Source organism: Tenacibaculum profundicola (genome assembly GCF_057220795.1).
Window position 1 is genome coordinate 1,245,016 of sequence record NZ_CM170137.1, and the last position, 18,013, is coordinate 1,263,028.

The 18,013-nt window shown below is 32.5% G+C and carries 18 protein-coding genes; 1 reads left to right on the plus strand and 17 read right to left on the minus strand.

The genetic code is table 11. From position 1 onward, the window contains the following. Window positions 1–102: 102 nt before the first annotated feature. The 11 genes from AC2TDS_RS05210 to AC2TDS_RS05260 all read right to left on the minus strand — a co-directional run bounded on the left by AC2TDS_RS05210 (window position 103) and on the right by AC2TDS_RS05260 (window position 10,525). Entirely contained in the window at window positions 103–1,950 is a 1,848-nt protein-coding gene (locus AC2TDS_RS05210; RefSeq protein WP_484738061.1) for a P-loop NTPase fold protein, read from the minus strand. 125 nt (window positions 1,951–2,075) lie between these two features. Next, entirely contained in the window at window positions 2,076–2,705 is a 630-nt protein-coding gene (locus tag AC2TDS_RS05215) for a hypothetical protein (RefSeq protein ID WP_484738062.1), read from the minus strand. Beyond that, window positions 2,702–3,118, minus strand: coding sequence for a TIGR02594 family protein (locus tag AC2TDS_RS05220; RefSeq protein ID WP_484738063.1), 417 nt, complete (start codon window positions 3,116–3,118; stop codon window positions 2,702–2,704). Before AC2TDS_RS05220 ends, AC2TDS_RS05215 begins: the two co-directional genes overlap by 4 nt. Further along, window positions 3,105–3,518, minus strand: a complete 414-nt coding sequence (locus AC2TDS_RS05225) for a phage holin family protein, TcdE/UtxA-related (protein WP_484738064.1) — start codon at window positions 3,516–3,518, stop codon at window positions 3,105–3,107. The genes AC2TDS_RS05220 and AC2TDS_RS05225 overlap by 14 nt, the downstream gene beginning before the upstream one ends. Window positions 3,519–3,535: 17 nt before the next feature. Then, complete coding sequence (locus AC2TDS_RS05230; protein ID WP_484738065.1) at window positions 3,536–5,083, minus strand: hypothetical protein; 1,548 nt, start codon at window positions 5,081–5,083, stop codon at window positions 3,536–3,538. Further along, the gene (locus AC2TDS_RS05235) at window positions 5,013–5,645 is read right to left on the minus strand and encodes a DUF6712 family protein (RefSeq protein ID WP_484738066.1); all 633 of its coding nucleotides are present in this window, start codon (window positions 5,643–5,645) and stop codon (window positions 5,013–5,015) included. Before AC2TDS_RS05235 ends, AC2TDS_RS05230 begins: the two co-directional genes overlap by 71 nt. After that, a complete protein-coding gene (locus tag AC2TDS_RS05240) occupies window positions 5,638–7,056 on the minus strand; it encodes a hypothetical protein (RefSeq protein ID WP_484738067.1) in 1,419 nt (472 codons plus the stop codon). Before AC2TDS_RS05240 ends, AC2TDS_RS05235 begins: the two co-directional genes overlap by 8 nt. A gap of 7 nt (window positions 7,057–7,063) precedes the next feature. Continuing rightward, a complete protein-coding gene (locus AC2TDS_RS05245) occupies window positions 7,064–7,693 on the minus strand; it encodes a hypothetical protein (RefSeq protein WP_484738068.1) in 630 nt (209 codons plus the stop codon). Between the two features lie 26 nt (window positions 7,694–7,719). Then, window positions 7,720–8,319 carry a hypothetical protein gene (locus tag AC2TDS_RS05250; protein ID WP_484738069.1) on the minus strand — a complete coding sequence of 200 codons (600 nt, stop codon included), beginning with the start codon at window positions 8,317–8,319 and terminating at the stop codon, window positions 7,720–7,722. A gap of 13 nt (window positions 8,320–8,332) precedes the next feature. Next, window positions 8,333–9,427, minus strand: coding sequence for a hypothetical protein (locus tag AC2TDS_RS05255; RefSeq protein WP_484738070.1), 1,095 nt, complete (start codon window positions 9,425–9,427; stop codon window positions 8,333–8,335). Between the two features lie 12 nt (window positions 9,428–9,439). Next, on the minus strand, window positions 9,440–10,525 hold the full coding sequence (locus AC2TDS_RS05260; protein ID WP_484738071.1) for an ATP-dependent Clp protease proteolytic subunit: 1,086 nt from the start codon (window positions 10,523–10,525) through the stop codon (window positions 9,440–9,442). A 70-nt stretch (window positions 10,526–10,595) separates the two neighbouring features. Between AC2TDS_RS05260 and AC2TDS_RS05265 the strand changes: the two genes are divergently transcribed. Then, on the plus strand, window positions 10,596–10,868 hold the full coding sequence (locus AC2TDS_RS05265; protein ID WP_484738072.1) for a hypothetical protein: 273 nt from the start codon (window positions 10,596–10,598) through the stop codon (window positions 10,866–10,868). 231 nt (window positions 10,869–11,099) lie between these two features. Here the strand turns inward: AC2TDS_RS05265 and AC2TDS_RS05270 are convergent, their stop codons facing one another. Genes AC2TDS_RS05270 through AC2TDS_RS05295 form a run of 6 tightly spaced genes read right to left on the minus strand, consistent with a single transcriptional unit; the run spans window position 11,100 to window position 18,011 of the window. Then, window positions 11,100–11,405 carry a hypothetical protein gene (locus AC2TDS_RS05270; RefSeq protein WP_484738073.1) on the minus strand — a complete coding sequence of 102 codons (306 nt, stop codon included), beginning with the start codon at window positions 11,403–11,405 and terminating at the stop codon, window positions 11,100–11,102. Between the two features lie 3 nt (window positions 11,406–11,408). Beyond that, the gene (locus AC2TDS_RS05275) at window positions 11,409–14,306 is read right to left on the minus strand and encodes a hypothetical protein (protein WP_484738074.1); all 2,898 of its coding nucleotides are present in this window, start codon (window positions 14,304–14,306) and stop codon (window positions 11,409–11,411) included. Next, the gene (locus AC2TDS_RS05280) at window positions 14,303–14,683 is read right to left on the minus strand and encodes a hypothetical protein (RefSeq protein WP_484738075.1); all 381 of its coding nucleotides are present in this window, start codon (window positions 14,681–14,683) and stop codon (window positions 14,303–14,305) included. The genes AC2TDS_RS05275 and AC2TDS_RS05280 overlap by 4 nt, the downstream gene beginning before the upstream one ends. After that, a complete protein-coding gene (locus tag AC2TDS_RS05285) occupies window positions 14,683–15,222 on the minus strand; it encodes a hypothetical protein (protein WP_484738076.1) in 540 nt (179 codons plus the stop codon). The genes AC2TDS_RS05280 and AC2TDS_RS05285 overlap by 1 nt, the downstream gene beginning before the upstream one ends. A 3-nt stretch (window positions 15,223–15,225) precedes the next feature. Next, a complete protein-coding gene (locus AC2TDS_RS05290) occupies window positions 15,226–17,118 on the minus strand; it encodes a hypothetical protein (protein ID WP_484738077.1) in 1,893 nt (630 codons plus the stop codon). Beyond that, entirely contained in the window at window positions 17,118–18,011 is an 894-nt protein-coding gene (locus AC2TDS_RS05295; RefSeq protein ID WP_484738078.1) for a hypothetical protein, read from the minus strand. The genes AC2TDS_RS05290 and AC2TDS_RS05295 overlap by 1 nt, the downstream gene beginning before the upstream one ends. Window positions 18,012–18,013: the final 2 nt, after the last annotated feature.

An 18,013-nucleotide genomic window follows, 5' to 3' on the forward strand; every position in this document is an offset into this window, starting at 1 on the left:
CTTATCGTTTTACTCCTTGTTATCAACGGAGCAGTCAACAAGGCATATAGCGTTAGCCTATCGGCACGCCATATACTTAGTTATTGGTATTAGTAATTCTAATCATAATGTAAAATTGTTTATAGATTTATCAATACTCATTATTAAAAAATCTATAGCATATGTTTTTAGTTTTTTCGTTGATTTTTGCTGACTTTTCAATGATAATTTGTTTTTAAGCTTTATAAGAAATTCTTTTTCTGGATTTAATCCATCCAATATATTCTTTCTATATCTAGCTTCAAATGTAAGAGAAAGTTCGATTAATTGATTATTATCTAGTTTCATTAATTTTCTCCAAAATTTGTTAAAATTAAACCTAGACAAAACAGGTTTTGATCTAGCATCACCATTTGAATCGCGAATTTCTTCAAGAAAAGAGGGGAAGTCATCCTCGAAGAGTTCAAATAAACCTGTAACAACTTCCATTTCTTTCTCGTCTTCAATTTCTTTATTTATTTTCTTACAATAATCTAATATTTCATTATGTTCTGATGTAAATTCTCCGTTAGAATCAAGTAAAAAACGGTAATCTGAACTTCCTAAAAGTTTATAATTAGATTTTCCTTTTGAAATACCTCTAAAAAATCTTTCCTTTAATTTTATTAAATTGAAATTGCAAGTATTATTAAATCTTGTTGCGAAATGAAAAGCAGTACCATATTGTTTTAGTAAATATTCGCCCTTATCTACATAAGATAGCATTTCATTTGTTAATTTACGATATTCTGAATACTCTAAATTGATGCATTTCCAATAGCTCAGTTTGTCTAAAATTTCTTCTCTATGAGGAATGGTATTATTTTCAAAATCTTTTAACTCATTTATTAGTTCGGAAGGTTCAAGTGAAGTGTTTCCAATAAGATAATTATAAATTGAATTGAAGTAATACTTTGAATTCTTTAGAAGATACTTTTCTCGATAAATTTCTTTGTAAGTTTTTTCTTCTTTCTTATCAGGTTCGTTTTTATTTTTGAAAAATATTTTATTATTATTTTCTTCTTGATGTAAATTTTTAATGTCATCAGAATTGCTCGAATTTAATCTTCCCATTTTGTATTCTATTGCAACTGGTAATGAGAAAATTAAAATTAACTCTAGTATTTTGTCTTTGAAATTAGTATCTTCTTGTATCAAAGAATTTGTAGAATTAAAAATAATTTTAAATTGCTCAAGGAAAAAAATTAAATTTCTTAAATTATCTTTATTCTTTTCAATTATTTTTAAAATATTTGATTTATTATCTTTTAAAAAATTAAAATATTGAGGATTCTCTTTCTCATATTTTCCTTTTATAATATCGTCATAAATGTTTGAAACATTTGATTTGAAGTTAATGGAAATTCCTATTACTTTTTCTCTTAAAGTTGAATAAAAGTCTTTTTTTGTGTTGAATTCTTTTTTTAGTTCATCTTCATTTGCAATGATTATTACCTTAGCATTGCTGTTTTCAACTAAACTATTCAAGAACCCAAAAAGTTCTTGTAATTTAAGTGCTTCACTTTTTCTATCTATATCGTCAATACATAATAACATTTTACTAAAATCAAGAAAGTTATTACTTGTATTATTTGCTAGTTCAGTTAAATCTGTACCAGAAAAAACTTTAAGAAGATTCTTTGATATATCCGCCGCAATTTTTAAGCCTTTTGATTTTAAAATCGGGTAAAGTTCTACAAAAATTTGTTTTTGAATATCTTCAATATTTTCTATTCCAAATAATGAAATATGTATTGGTGTGAAAGTTTCTGAACTTTCATTTTTTGGAATAGCTGTTTTTTTGATAACAGGAAATAATATGTTTTTTATATAATGAGTTTTACCAATTCCATAATCTCCATTTATTATAACTGCATAGCTAGTTTCTAAATTGAGATATTCAATTATTCTATCGGTTAATTTTTTATTCATAGCTTTTTATTAATGCCAACTACTTAATATGCACAATTGCGCATATTTATCTTTCAAATATAAGTAAATAGGACTGAGATTAAAAGTGTTTTATGAAATGAACATGGCTATAACCCCAAATCTTTTCAATACTTTCTTAATATATTCCATTTATAGCCTACTGTAAACTGTTTGTCAGTATTGTAGCCTAACTCAAAAATATTGCCTTTTTTATTTTGAAATCCTGTGTTTAACTCAAACGAGGTTCTATTGAAATCAGTTGAAGTGTTGAGCTTACCTCCTACTAGCAAGGAGTATTTAGGTGTAAGTGTTTTAGTGATTGTTTTTTCATAGTATTTTAATGATTGAGGCTTCACCCTCCATGATACGTTTTGACTCTGTAGATGTCCGTTTATGCTGTCTCTTACAGTTATTGATACAGTGCTGTCTTGATACGTCTTTTCATATACACGTAGCGCCAATTCTTGAAGAAGTTTGTCTCTTTTTTTATTAACGTCTTTTATGCTTGACAACTCACTTCTTAAAGCAGTTAAATATTTGTCGTTAGAATTGTTTTGGCTAGGTAATACTATTATAATTGGTTTGGGTTGCTCTACTTTAAAACTACCTTTCTTCTCAGGGATATTTCTGATAACTAAGGTGCTATCAATTTGAATTTGATCCTTTGGTTTCTTCAAAGACACCTCGAAGTTGCTACCAAATAATAGTATGAGTATAATAATGATAATCCCTATGTAAATTTTCTCGTTTTTCACAGTCTTCTATATTCTAATAATCTGTATTTAGGGTAAGCAGATATTTTAACCTGATTATTTTGATTACCTCCTAAAACATAAACCCAGTTAGGCGTCTCACGTATAAAAAAAGCTACGTGTCCTTTCCAGCTTTCAGGGCTTTCACGCCAAAAAACAACTACATCACCGAGCTGTGGAGTACGCACTTGCACACCTACTTTTAGCCAACTTCTGGCGTTTAACTTTCCTGTGTATGGAAGTCCTGAGTTTTTACAAATCCAATTGACAAAGGCACTACACCACGCCGTTTCATCTTTTAATTTTGAGCCGTTATACCCTAAATCATTAAAGTACTTCAAAACGGCTGGATTGTCCTCTCTTCCTACAATCTCTTTTATACCTATTTGTGACAATGCTAATTCAAGATGTTTCATTTTGTTCCTTATATTTATCAATATTTGATAATATTTTCGTCAATACCTCATTACTAATTAACCCTAATAACTGTAAATTCTTTAAAATTGAAAGAAGCTGAAAAAGAAGTACAGGAAGTAGTATTGCTTCTGACAAAAAAGAAGCAAAAGGAAATCCTTTTTCTATTGTTAAAACAGTAGCCAGCAACAAGCAAAAAGCAACCATCATGAATACGGATTTGAAAGTTCGCTTTGTCTCAAAATTCTGCAATTTTATTGCTTTAGCAACACCAAATATTAAATCCAACATAACCACAAACACTATTGCAATAAATTGATATTTTGCACTCAAGAAAGTTGCTATCAAATCGGAAAAAACAGCACCAGTTGAAAAAAATATTACGGCTAATTTTGTTCTCATCTCCATCATTTCTTATTTTATTTCATTAAAAACCAAGCGGCAACTTTACCTCCCTGCGTAACACCAGATGCAGTATCTGTTTTAAAATTTATACAATCTCCACGGTTAAAAACAACCGGAGAATCTCTAAAATCACTAACCCCTCTTCGAGTGTCATTATCGCTCATTACTGATCTATTTGTATCTTCTATGTTTTTGAACGCTTGTACTGTTGCACTTCCTTGCCTTGTTGTAAGTGTTAGCGAAATTAACTCGCAATCAAAAGGTAAGGTGATACCAAAACCATTATTCGAATCATCTCCGTTTCCATACGACCACTCAAAAACACCGTTACCCAAAGGGCTTGATTCTTCCGCAAATACACAGAAAAGAGATCCTCCCAAACTTAGTTTAGGTTGAAAATCCGACTCTAACCCAGACCCCTCGCCGTCTGCCCCTCCTTTGTTAAAAGCCCTTAAATATTCAATCCAATTAGAAGGTTCTTCTATTGGAATACCCTTATGATAGAATATTCTTTTCTCAACCATTTCATTTCCTTCTGAATCAAATTGTTTCACTAGAGATCCGTTAGTAGTAGAAGCTTCTTTAATAACATTAAAATCTAAATAATAAACAGAATCTGAAGAAGACCCATACAATCTATAATATCTCTTCAAATCTTTATTTATGGAGAAGTCTACTTTATGAGCGCTTCCCGCCGGAACACTGTTGCCCGTTAAGCTCCCATCAAAATGATATTCAACATCAGCTATCCATATTTTATTATTCCAAATTTGCACCCCTCTATTGTTACCATTAATTGTAAACAAGGTTGATTTTAGATTACCATCCAAACCATACTCTTGCAACGTTGTTGTATTAGAAGAGGCATCGAAGTTATTAATCAAAAACGTGTTTGAATCCTTGTTAAAATCAAAACCTCCGTAAAATATGTTTCCAGAAGCATTTATTGCTATAGTGTTGGTTAAGTTAAAATCAGAATCATATACTAGAATTTGATTAGTTTGTAAAGGGACGAATAAGTTTTCCCCATCATTTGCAAGTGATGCAGCTATACTTTCTCCTACGCTATGTGTGTTTAGTGTATTGCCATTCGTATCTAGCACAAAAATTGATTTTGATAATGCGCCAGAAATGTAAACTCTATCATTAAATGAAGTAATCCCCGAAGGAAATGTATCTCCAAATTCTTCTGACACCTTAACAAATAAATTAAAGGATGAATCTGCAGATAGTTCTTCATCAGAATGTATAGTAATTGGTATTTCTGTTTTATAAAAATTAATTGATTTAGTAGAAGTGCTTTCTGATGAGTTATTATAAATAACCTCATTCAGTTTGGAAACTGTTTCATTTGCATTTGAATAAATAATCCCGTCTATTTCTATTTCTGAAAAATAAGTAGGGTTAAATAAATCACTTTTCTCAGTTCCTTCCATTTCAGCACGAATATATCCGCCTGTAGTTTCTCTAGCATGGTAAACTCTATTATAACTAGCACTTATGACACCTACTGTTTTTGTGAACATGTTGGCACTTTTGGTTTTTATTATTATTGTTGCCATACTTTTTAAATGTTTTTATTTTTCTAATTCTTGATTTTCCTAATCCTGTTTTATTATTACACTCACCACATTCACAAGAACAATTGCAAGTGTCAAACTCTGTAAAAATCTCTTTATTAGCACATAAATATTTCTCTACATTTTTCCAATAGTCGTTCGCAAGATTAAAGTACTCATCTCTCATTTTGGTGAGTGTTTTGTCATCTACTGGAACACTGTCCTGAACTGATTTGTATACTGTTCCATAAGGTGTGTCTATGTAGTTTCCAGAATACTTATAAAGCCCGTAAGAATAATAAACAAGAACCCTTTTTAACCCAAAATGCCTTTGCTTTTTCCCACAATACTCAAATCTCCCTCCGCATAATAAGTCTTCATACTTACTCTCTGATAAATTGTTTAAAATTTCGTCGAGTAAGCCCCAGCCAATCTTGTTAGATAAATGTGTTTCTTGAGCTTCTCTTATGTACGGACATAGCCTGTCAATATCACAGTGTTCTGCCAAGTCAGTTATACAGCCGAAGTCATCAAAACCTATTATTAAGTCATCTTTATCACACATTTTCTTTAATTTCTTGTTCTTTAATGAGTTTTTCTTCCTTCGTTTTTATTTCACCTAGTAAAGCAATGGACACCTCTCTTGTAAAACCGTATATTTCAACAAGAATCGTAACAGCACTTTCAAAATCTGTATTTCCTTCACTAAATGATTGTTTTATTGCTAAGATTCCTTGAACCCCTCCTACACTTCCTTTTAAAGTCGCTTGAGCTTTTAAAACCTCAGAATCAACTTCCTGGTTCTTTGAACCTGATTCTTCTTTAGTGCCAGATTCTTTGTTGTCATCTTCTTTTATCAATGGGGCTATTTCCCAATTCTCGTCAGGAAATATTTTTTTCATCATCTGTTCAATGGCTGTTCTGATATATGAAACATCTTGGCTGTAATTTAGTTTTAACTCTGTTAGTTTTTTCCCTCCGTCTCCCAGTAAACTTGTGTCATTTCCTAACACTATTGCTTTTGGAATGTTTTCAAAACAATGTAAAATTTTAGACTCGTTCACTTCGTCAAAGTATTTATAGCGCTCTGCATCAACATCGCTACCCATACTTAGTACATAAAGTTCTTTGCTTAAATCCTCGACGTCATTACCTACTTGTATTAGGGCGATGTTAGAACCATCAGAACCTAACATGCTTACAACTGCTTCCTCTATATCATCCCCCTCCTCATTATTTTCTTTAGCGACTAATATTTGTTTATCAGTAAATCCATTCTTAATCGTGTTGTTCCTATGGATAGAGCTATGATATTCACTATCGGCATCATTGTAAGCTGGGTCAATAAATGCTAAGGGATAAACATTCTCAGGCTCCAAGTTCAAAAAATACACATGCCCCCTAAAGCTATTTGTATTTGTCTCCTCGTTTTCATTAAACTCTATTTTTTCCTTTGAAAATTGCTCTTTTATTATATCTTCACTTCTTGAAAACGGGTAGAACCACTTACTCTTGTCGCTTTTTTTATTGAAGGAAAAGTTAGTGTCACCCCATTGATTCGAGTAATATATTTTACCTTGATTATCCAGATCGTCCTCCTTTTCTTTTCTACAATTTTTATAAGGAAATACATCCATGGTATCTGGTTGAAGTAACCCATTAAAATTAACGTGAACCCAAGAGCCTTTTTGTCTAGCTATAGAATTTGCAATCATTACAAGAATCTCATAAGCAGTTAAGTCTTTCTTTTTATTAACTATCTTATTGTTCAGTTCTTTATTTACAAAACCTTTCCCAACTATGAAAGAAGCCATTTTGTTAGCAGCCATTTTTGCGGTAACAGAATTATTAATTAACAATTCTATTCGTTCTGGATAGTTATCATCGTCACCATTGGTATAAACATTTTTACGTTTAGCCTTAGATATTGGAATGATCTCCCTGCTGTGTAACTCTATGGTTCTTGCTCTTGACATTTAAAACCTATTTTCTAGTATTTCTATTTCCTGTCTTCTTGTTTCCTGATGTCCGCTGAACAAGATTATTATCTGTATTTTGATGTCCTGTATCTAAAATATCATCTTCCGCTTCTGCTTCTAAATCAGCCTTTTCCTTTGCAATTCTTTCGGCTTCCGCTTCTGCTTCTAAATCAGCCTTTTCCTTTGCAATTCTTTCGGCTTCCGCTTTTGCTTCTTTTTCTGCTTTAATATCAGCATCAGGAAGTGTTTCAAAAAATAATTCTCTTCGCTTCCTTTCTTTCTTGTTTTTAGCCTGTTCTAGGTAAAACCAAACCAGATCGTCAGGAGAAGATTGAGTAATAACTGCTCCTGAAAAAGGAATACTTAATCTCGGATGTTGTTTTTTGAGTTTAAATGTATTTGACATAACTTTTGTATGATTTTTAATTTCTATTTTAATACCTTTTGAATACTTCTCTCTCCAAGAAGCTAGTTTACTTTTAGCAGAACATCCCGTACATGATGGTTTATAACCCTCTATAAGTTCATGCAAGTCAATATACTCTTGTCTTAATTCCTTACTCTTTAAAACAGAATGAACATCCAACCTAACAAAGTTGGTCAGACGTTCATTTATTACATCCTTATCTAACATCTAATACGATAGTTCTTTTAAAAAAATTACATTGACTTTAATGATTCAATTTTGGTCAGTGTGCTAGCATAGTTTTCTTCCTCATACTTATATGGAACATAAGGCTCAAAATCAGGATCTCTTGACGTTAATGGTAATAAAATAATACCATTGTTTTCATTTGAATTATATGTTAATTCACCTGCTTTCAAACCTCTATCAAAACCATAGATTTGAAAAGCACAAGAATTGTCTTTTCCTTTTGACTTTTGCTCTACAATAGCAACAACTTCCGCTCCATCAATAAATTGGTTAAGCGTGTTTAAAGATTCCTCGCATTGATTGTAAAACGCTATATTCACTGTGTGTGCAACTGTATCTATAAAGTCTCCGTCCTGTTTTGTATATGATGCGCTTAAGACCCTTTTAGAGGGTATCCCCTGAAAACTATAGGCAGCTGCACCCCCTACTAAATTTAACTCAGAGATATTATGTTGCTTATTACTAGAATCACGATTAACCGTAGTGTTTGATAAATCAATATCCCCTCTATTAATTAAAATAATTTCAACCTGTTCAATACCTCCTGTGTCTTTCTGGTCACAATCATAACCAGCCCCTGTATTTATTTTTCCACAAACCCCCATAAGTTTCTCTGTTTTAAATTGCTATAATTACTTCGTCATCAAAGATTACTTCTGTTCCTAAATCATAACTACTTCTTATGTGTAGTTCTTCTTTTACAGGATCATAAACCAGCCTTACATCTTCTAGCATTTTTTCATCACAAGTGCCAAAAGGAATGTTTTCTTTATAGGTTAATAAAACTCTGTGAGGACTATTCCACTTTTTTCCATCATCTAAGTCCACAAACTCGCCACTCCTTATTATATCGTCCCATTCCTCAACCACTTTAATAGGTAGCCCGTAAATATTTAGATTTTCAAGAGTATATACTTCTTGAGTCACATCTTGCTTATAACAGCATTTTACTTGATTGTTTTCTCTTAAATATTCCAAATAATTAAGAGCCAACTCTTCTGTAGTTAAAATTGCTAACTGCTTTTTTCTTTTCTTTAATTTTCTATTCTTTAACAATTTTTTATAAGTAGCGTAATACACTTCGTAACCACGTTCAGGTGCTAAGGCATCTTGTGCATTATAATCTGCGCTAGCGTTCTCTGGAATTATTATACGGTTGTTATTGTCTGCAGCGGAAGCGACGGTACGTAACCATTGCCCATCATTTCCGTACAATAAACTAGATGGGGCTTTCGAGCTGTCTGCAAACCACACATTTCGCCAAAGCGACCTTTTCAACTGCTCAGTAAACCAGTGGACTAAAAACTTCACAAATGCATCATCCAGATCATCCCCATGATTACAATTTAACCCAAACCACTCAGCAAAAGCACACTCTATATTTTTTTTGCAAAATTTTGTAGAACAGTTATATTCGTGAGTGTCCCATTTTTTTGTTGAAGTTGTTATTTTTACGTCACATTCGTTATAATCACATCCACTATCTAAATCCTCTGCAGATTTCATAAATGAATATGAATAACCTAAATCTATAAAACCTATCTTTTTTCCACAAGTAACACCTGTTTCCAATTTGTTAAACAATTTTACATCTCTAACTTCTAGGTAATCTTTATATATTAAGTTTTTAAACGCTAATGACGTAGCATTTTTACCATCTGTTATTTCGTCTAAAATTGGTTGAATGTCAAAATCTATACCTCCTATTTTCATTTTTTTAATGTTTTATGCGTTTGCTAATCTTTGCATACGCTCTGTTGCTGTTTCCTTTTTATTATTAACAGTTTTTGGAGTTCGATTTGTAGTATCAACAGTAACTGTACTTGAGAATCCTTTTAGCTTATTAACTAACTCGTTGTGCGTGTTTTGTAACGTTGCTAATTCAGTCCTTTTAGATTCTAGTTCTGATTTCTCTACTTTATTAGCCATTTCCTGTTTTAATCGTGTATTCTCTTTTTTTAAAGCTTCCAGTTGCGCTTGTAAATCCTCTTCTTCTGAAGCGTCTTTAATCTCATCTAAAACCCCATCAACAAAGACAAATATTCTACCGTCTGCCATAACTACTTCACCATTTGGCTTTTCATCGTTTAATGTTGCTTTATCACCTTTTACAGGCTCTCCTTCTTCTTTCTCATAAAAATCCAAATCCTCTTGAGAGGCAGTTTTTACAATAATGTTTTTGGCTTCTTCTTTTCTTCCAAAACCCAATCCTTTTAAAAATTTGGCTATTGCGCCTTTTTCTTCTTTTGAATATTCTTGCTTGTCCATTTTATTCTCTTGTTTCTTTGGTTTATTCTTAAAGTTTGCCACTGCTTTAAATTCAATTATTTCAGACACAAATCCCTGTTCTTTTAAAAAACTAACATCTAACATTTCATCTTTTTTCATTAGATCTAATGCTTCTTCTTTAGTTAGGTTTGTTTCGTTAGCGTAAATAGTGGATAGCTTATCCTCAATACTTCTTAATTCTTTCGCTGTTTTTTCTAAATCTTGCGCATTACCCCATTCCATATTACTAGGTAGATGAATTAGAAAACCATCAGTGCTATTTATTTTTCGAGTCTCTTTCTTTCCTGCTAAGTAGAATATAGATGCAATTGAAGCAACAAGACCTTGTGAAATGGTATTAACATCTTGTTTTAGTGTTTTGAAGTAACTGTAAATGGCTAACCCATCATAAACAGAGCCACCAGGAGAGTGTATATACACATTCAAAGGTTTACTCTGGTCGGTATTTTTAACTTGATTAATGACACTATCCAGTGTAATATCATAACCTACCTCACCTATTAAATAAATATCATTTTGCATACAGTAAATTTACCACTGATTATCAATGTTTTACTCAATAACTTTGTTGAGTATTTTGTATATTTACGACATGTATTTAGTTATAGTTTTATTGATCTTTTTACTGGTATCGTTTTGCGTAGGATATTCGTTATTATGGTTGTTTGGCTCTTCGTTAGTCAGAAAGCAAAAGAAACCGATTAACCCTTATATTGATTATCATACCAAAAGACAAATAAATGACAAGAATTACGATGAATATTTAAAATGGCTAGATAAAAACAATTACGCATTGCCTGTTGATAAAGTAAAAACACCTGAAGAAGCTAGGTTCGAAAAAGAAATCAAGAAATTCTATAAATAAAAATCACCCTTTCATTTTATTGATAATATTATATATATGAGTCTCTGAATTACCAAACACTTCAGATACATTGGTGACAGCTTGTGTAGTACCAATACCTTTTTGTTTCTCTTTTAAATAATATTCGTAAATTGTTTTATGACTTTCTATAGTACAAGAGATTATCCCCTCTTTTATGAGAAGATTTAGCATACCCATGCACTCAAGCCTCCTTAATACTTTATACACTTTTTACCATTTATTTAATTCACATCCCTTTTTCGTTTGTCTCAATAAATATGGTAATGAACAGAAACATTCTCCACACATTTTACCACTTATTCTGTTGTCTTTGTCTTCTATCTTTTGAAAATCATCTTCTTGTATGCTATCGCAAGTCTCACATATTTCAGCTCTATTGTCTTTAAGTTCTTCGACAACAGGATTTGGATTTTTGTAGTGATAAACTCCTTGAAACAAACCATCTAAAGCACTTCTTTTAGTGATTACACTTTCTATTTTTTTTGTTATTGCTTTTGCTCTCTCTAATACCCCCATATCTTAAAAATTAGCTTCATTTTCAACATTTATAATGTCATTTACAACATCTACAGTTTCCTGCGCTATATTAATCACCTTTATATTGTTGATGTTTTCAGATATTCCTTCTACTATTTCTCGGTTCGATTGGTTTTGACTAGTAGGGGATTGTAACCTAGTTTGAACTAAACCACCCGACTGCGCGTACGTTACTGATTTACTTAACGGTATCCCCCCTCCAATACCTTGATTAATCATACTTAATGCTCCTAGCAAACCATGTCTATTAATAACACTTGATGCTTCTTTATTAGTAATGGCATATACATTTTCGCCTCCTTCTGCTTCCACTACCTTGTTTCCAAGTTCGTCATAAAGACCAACACCTCCATTAGCATGGGACGATCCTTTTAAGGTTATACCTTTTGCTGCTTTTGCTGATGATATTTCGCTTATCGCCTTTGCTCCACTTGCTAGGGACGCCCCAACACTTAACCCTGCCGATATAGAATTGATTGTAACAAAAGGTTGACCAGCGGTTAATGGAGTTGCGGCAATAGCTTTTGCATTTGCTATCCCAGTATTAGCTATAATTTGACCAATTGCAGCCGCTCTACCAACTATTACACTAGCAATTGCAGCTGCTTTGCTCTTTCCAAAAAGAGCATTAGATATAGTTAATAGATCATTTGCTCCTTTCTGAACAATTGATACCCTATTTTTGAAGTTTTCTATGTCAGCAATAGTTTCTGCCAACCTTGCCTTATCTTCAAGTTCTTTCTTTTTTAACTGATAGTTGTTTTCTAATTCCAGAAAAGCAAGGGTTTTCGCCTCCTCAAATTCCAAGTCTCTTGCTAACTTTTCAGTTTGTGATTCTGCTTTTAATTCGTCTCTCTCTGCTTCTGTTTCTGCATTTTCTAACTCGAACTCTAACTTTTTTTCACGTTTAGCTTCTTCTTCAGCCTGTAAATTAACAAGTTCATTTTCTATCCTTGACTGCGCTTGCTGATTTGCTAACTCTAATTGGATCTCTGCCTGTTCTTGCTGTGTCTCAGCTTCTAAAAGTCTTTTTTCATTTCTTATAGATTGGAGAAGGTTTTCTTTTTGTGTTTCGAGTCTTTTCTCTTGTTCTACTAACTGCGTTTTAAACTCTAACCTACTTCTCTCGATTTCTTTTTCTTGCTCAATAATCTCAGCTATTTTATCTTTAGACTTCTTGCGAGCTTCTATTCTTGCTATTTCAGCTGCATCTTCGGAAAGACCTGCTTTTTGTTTAGCATCAATTATCGCAAGCTCTTTTTGTAAAACATCGTCAATTAATTGTTTTTTTTCTTCTGCATTATCTGCTTCTGCTTGGTTTTGTAACTCAAATAACTTCAGTGTGACTTCCTGTCTTTTAATAGCTTCTTGTTGCTGTTTTGCTACTTCTTGTAAGTGTTTTTGACGTTTGGCTTCTGCTTCTCTACGAATTGTATTTACCTTGTTTTGCTGCGTTGTCTGAAGTTCTAACTGAGCAGTTTCCACTTGGTTTAATTTTGCCGCTAAATCCGCTCTAGCTTGCAGGTCTTCTCTTGAAGTGTCTGTCTGGGCGTTTTTTAAATCTAAAATATCTAATTCTGCCTGAATTATTTTTTGTTCCTCTATTAGTAATTGTTCCGATAATTTGACGGATTTAATTGCAGCCGCTTCTCTCTCTGCTAAAGTGTTGTTAGTGTCTTCTGCTAGTTTGTTTTGTTCTTTTATTTGTCTGTTCAATTCTGACTGAACTCCAACGAATCTAATGTTAGCTTCTTCGAGTGCAATGGTTTTATCTACAATCTCACTTTGTCTCTTAGCTGCCTCTGCTATTTCTTTTCCAGCATTTTTGAAGCCTTGCTTAACCCCTTGAACTCTTTGCTTTGTTCTCTCAACTGCATTAGTAAATTCCTCCTGCCTTTTAGTTATGTCGTTTTGTATCTCTTTTACCTCATTGTCTGTCCCGAAAACTTTAGCCCAGACAAGACGCATTTGATTAGCTCCTTGTATAAATCCTGTAGACAAAATTGTAAAACTATCCTTAAATTGACCGAACACATTTTTAGCAATATCACCAAGGTTTAATGCCAGCTTTTGAACAATTGAAACAACACCTTGAAGAGCTCCTTTTACGGGAGCTAAAGCCTTACTTATTGCATCTGCTCCTTTTTGAGTACTCGCGAACCCAGCTACTAAAGCTCCAATAGCAACCACTATTGCACCGATACCAGTACTTATTAAAGCTATTTTGAAAGCTCGTAATGCTTTTGTAGTTTTTGATGTTTTAGAGGTTGTTGCTTGTTGAGCCTTGCTTAAGCCAAACATTTGAATCACTGCATTTGACAATGGTGAAATAACATTCTTTAGATCCGTTGCTGTTCCTTTTAGAGACGTACCAAACAGTCCATTTTTATCAATAACATCTGTTAAAGCACTTTCATAGCCTCCTATCCCAATTTTTTGTTGTTCTAACTCACTTACATTTTCTTTTATGAAGTTGTTATTTTCATTGATCTTTTTATTAATAGCTTGTTGTGCATTTTCCCCTTCTTTGGTGGACAGGTTTAACTGGTCTCGTATTTTAAGGAGTTCCTTATTAGATTGCTTTGCTCCGTTAACGGATTTAGCTGTTTTTTTAAGTTCATTAGTTAGAACGACTTGTGTCCTGCCTTGCTTATTTGTACTATCAATAGTAGCGCTTAAACTTTTGGTGTATGTATTATATTCAGAACGTAACCTTTTAATTTCTGAAGCATTTTTAACGAAAGTAGCTGAAGACGTATCTCCGGAGTCTTTTAATTTTTTTTGTTGTTTGATTAAAAGATCGAGAACATCCTTGGTGTCCGATGCCTGTTTCAACAACACATCTGCACCTATTTCAAATTCAGCTATTATTTTTTTCATTCATCTAGTTTTAATAAGCTCTCGCCTTCTTCTGTTAAAACAACATATTTTGATAATGCTTTTAATTGTTGTTTTAGCTTCTTTGTTTTTAAATCTTTATGAGACTCAATTATTAACTTCTCTCTTGTATCTCTCTCTAAAGTTGTTTCTTGAATAATTTTTGAATCTACCCACTTTATAAAAGGTAAATCTGTTCTTTGCGTTAAATCCAGATACACATCCTGGGAAATCTCTTCTAAATCACTGGGAATGTTGTATGTTTTTTCAGTACCTATAGGCAATCCTTTTTTATTAAAAACGGTTTTATATTCAGGTTTCCATCGTTTTACAGATATAACCTTATTGTGTTCGTTTATTTTTATTGTGTATCTCATCATCAATTGAATTTTAATAGTTGTACAACAAACTTTATATTTTGAACTATACTCCCTGCCTCATCTATCCCGATAGTGAATGACGTACTTGTCTTATTTGATGTCCAGTTGTTAAGTAATAATAATTGATGTGGTGAGTTTGCGTGAACTTCCGTAATTATTATATAATTAGAAGTTCCTACATCATCCATAGTTACGTTAATAACATCGCCATAAGGGCTAGACTTTGTTGCAGAATTAAAATCTCCCGTAACAGGTATGTTACCAGTTGGTTGACCCTTAACATCTCCTAAATCTATAGTTCCCTCAGCCAAAGGAGCGTATGCATCTTCCTGTAGCTGACTTAAATAATCAGCTAGAGTTAAGTTATTATCTTTATCCCACCAAACAAGTTTAATTTCATCGTCAACCCAATTAAATTTGCTATCAATCATATTAGAGTTATACGATCTATGATCTACTGCTTTAATCGTTTTTGCACTATTGGTAGGGAATTTATCATTACTTGCTCCTATTAATTCATTTCTGCTAATTCTTGTCATATCTTAAATATTATAATCATTACTGTAATCATCGTTATACTCACCTTTTGTTTGACGACTTGTATTGACGTGTATTAATTCTATTTTCGTTTTTTTTCCACCCCTGAAGTTTTTTATCCTATTACAATAGAAGTACTTTTGTTCTTGCTCTAGGTAAACAAGCTTCAAAAAGTCAAACAGATAAACATCCATAGCTGTGAGCTCCATTTCTACTTGATAAACCTTTGTTCTGTTAATTGTTCTAATGAATGAACTGTAATGATTCGCTAACAGTATGTTAAAGTTTAATCCCTCAAAATTTGACACTGCAACTAAACCATTATATGTATTTATAACACCTCCTAAATTATAGTCAAATCTTCCAATCTTTTTCACGATGTTCATGATGTAGGGCTTTGTGCTTTTGGGCTTTATTTCTTTGATTGTTCCATCATCGTTTCGTTGAACATTAAATAATGATGCCTCATAAATCAACTCACCATTAAATGCTGTCGCACCAACTTTAGGAGCTTTAAACGGAACTGTTAATAAAACTGAATTTTCTTTTAAGGTCTGGTCATCTATAAAGAAAGATCCGTTTGCAAACGTTGACCCTGCATCATCATAGTTATACCTGAGCTCATTGACTTGACCATAACTACCAAACTTAAATTTTTCAACCTCCAACCTAAAGAACTTGTCAGATAAATCTTGCGCATTTGTCCTATTAAGAAATAAGTCATCAACTCTTATAAACTCATAATTGTTCGTGCCTTTCTGTCTTTGAAACATTAAACCATATAGCTGTAAAACTGTTTTAAAGAAGTCTTTTTGTTTAATGTTATTTAAAAATGAATTAAAATTAATATGATTTACCCCACTACTTCTAAACATCTTTAACGTAAAAGAATAGGAATAGTCAGGAACGCCTTCAGAGTATATTTTTATCTTACTGTCTATGGATAAATAAACCAGTATAGATTCATCAAAACCTTTAGAAGGAGTCACCTTAAACAGTTCGTTATCATCTAACTCAATGACTATTACAGCATCCCCTGTGAGGTCACCGTTTATTGTTATTTCATAATAATTATTAGATGTAATCATTATGAGGCTCTCATTGTTGTTTGGTGATGACGCTATACTGTGACAACCATCTGTATCTAGCAATTCAATTAAACGAATATACTTTCTACCATCTTCAGTAATAGTATCTATACTTTTTAATTCCAACTTCTGCTCAGGAGCAGGAGGTTCTTCTTTAAAAACGAATCCCTTGTCTAATGTTAATATTTTATTTTTAAAGTCTTCACTTTCTAATGGATTTTCAAAACCTCTGTAAGAATATGTAAACCCTGCACCAATAAACAACTGTTCCCAAATCCATTTTAAAAAAAGCGAAGGCACTTGATACCTTAAGTCAATATTCTCTGCATTAAACGAACCATAATCAGCCAAAGAGTAAATGTATCCATCCTCCCATTCATTAGTGAAACTTGAAAGAACATTAGACGCAGTAAATTCATGTGAAACTCCTGCAAAATTTAATGAAGCTAAAGATTTATTTCCCATTGCATCAAAAAGCGATACAATACCATCCTGTATATTTCCCTTTACTTTTTTTCTTTCTATCACGGATTTAATAACAAACTTTCCGTCTGTTATTGTTGGTGTTCCTCCCCTGTAAACTTCAGGGACTAATATTCTATAAGGTTTATTAGATGTATTGTAAGTATCACCAACCCTATCAAGTAATTTACTCGTTTCATTGGTAAGTAGAAGAGTGAAAGAATTAGTAAACGAAGTCTGCCTATCTCGCAGCTCAAACAAGTTGTTTATCTGTTTTGTCTCCACTATCTCCGTTTTAGGGTCAATGTCGACAAGCTCTCCATCTAAATATAATCTTACTTCACTCATTATATTCTAGTTCTCATTTTTTCTTTTGGAAGATTTATTGTAATCAACTGATCAAAAGTGTTATTTTTATTGGTTTCATCTACCTTTACTTTATCTATCTTAACTTCTAACCATAGAGCCTTGTGAGCTTCTTCGAATCGATTACCAGTGAATAAATAAACCTCATTAGATTTTGCGAGTGACTTTATAATCTCTCTATCTCTATAATCTATATTGGCAAATAAATCTATCTTTCTCTGTCCAGATTTGCCTATATCTAAATAATTATCAGTCGAAGAAAAATGCTCTCTTAAATCACCTATGCTTTTGGTGCTAAATTTCTCTTTACCTATTCTTTCAAACAAATAGTAACAGTATCCAAACCTTGAGTTATGCCACTTTAAATAAAATCCATCACAGCTTTTATCGATACTTCTAACATTGGTATCATCACCAATATCGCTACCGTTACCAATTAATACTCGAGTTACAGTGTGGTTTGATACGTCACTATATTCAAAAGGGTATCCAGTAAAATATGGCATTTGAATATCAGACAGGTTTATTACTCCATCCTCGACAAATGGACATTCCCATCTTTGAAATACACCATTAAAGAAAGTCACTTCAAACGTACTTAGTTCTTCTTCCCCATCAAGTAAAACAATTTTTATATTAAAGGTTATTTGTATTGATTGGTTGTTGTCTATAATACTTTCTGTATAATTGAAATCGTCAGAATAATTGAAAAGTTCTCTTGAAAATTCATATGTATTAAAGGTAAAAACACCATTTCTATCAGGCTGAAGGATGTATTTAATATCTCCGAATGTAATTTCGGAGAAATCAGCTTCTTCAGGAACACTTGACGTGTATTTATGATAGTTATTATTATATGCTGTTACTCGTTTCATTC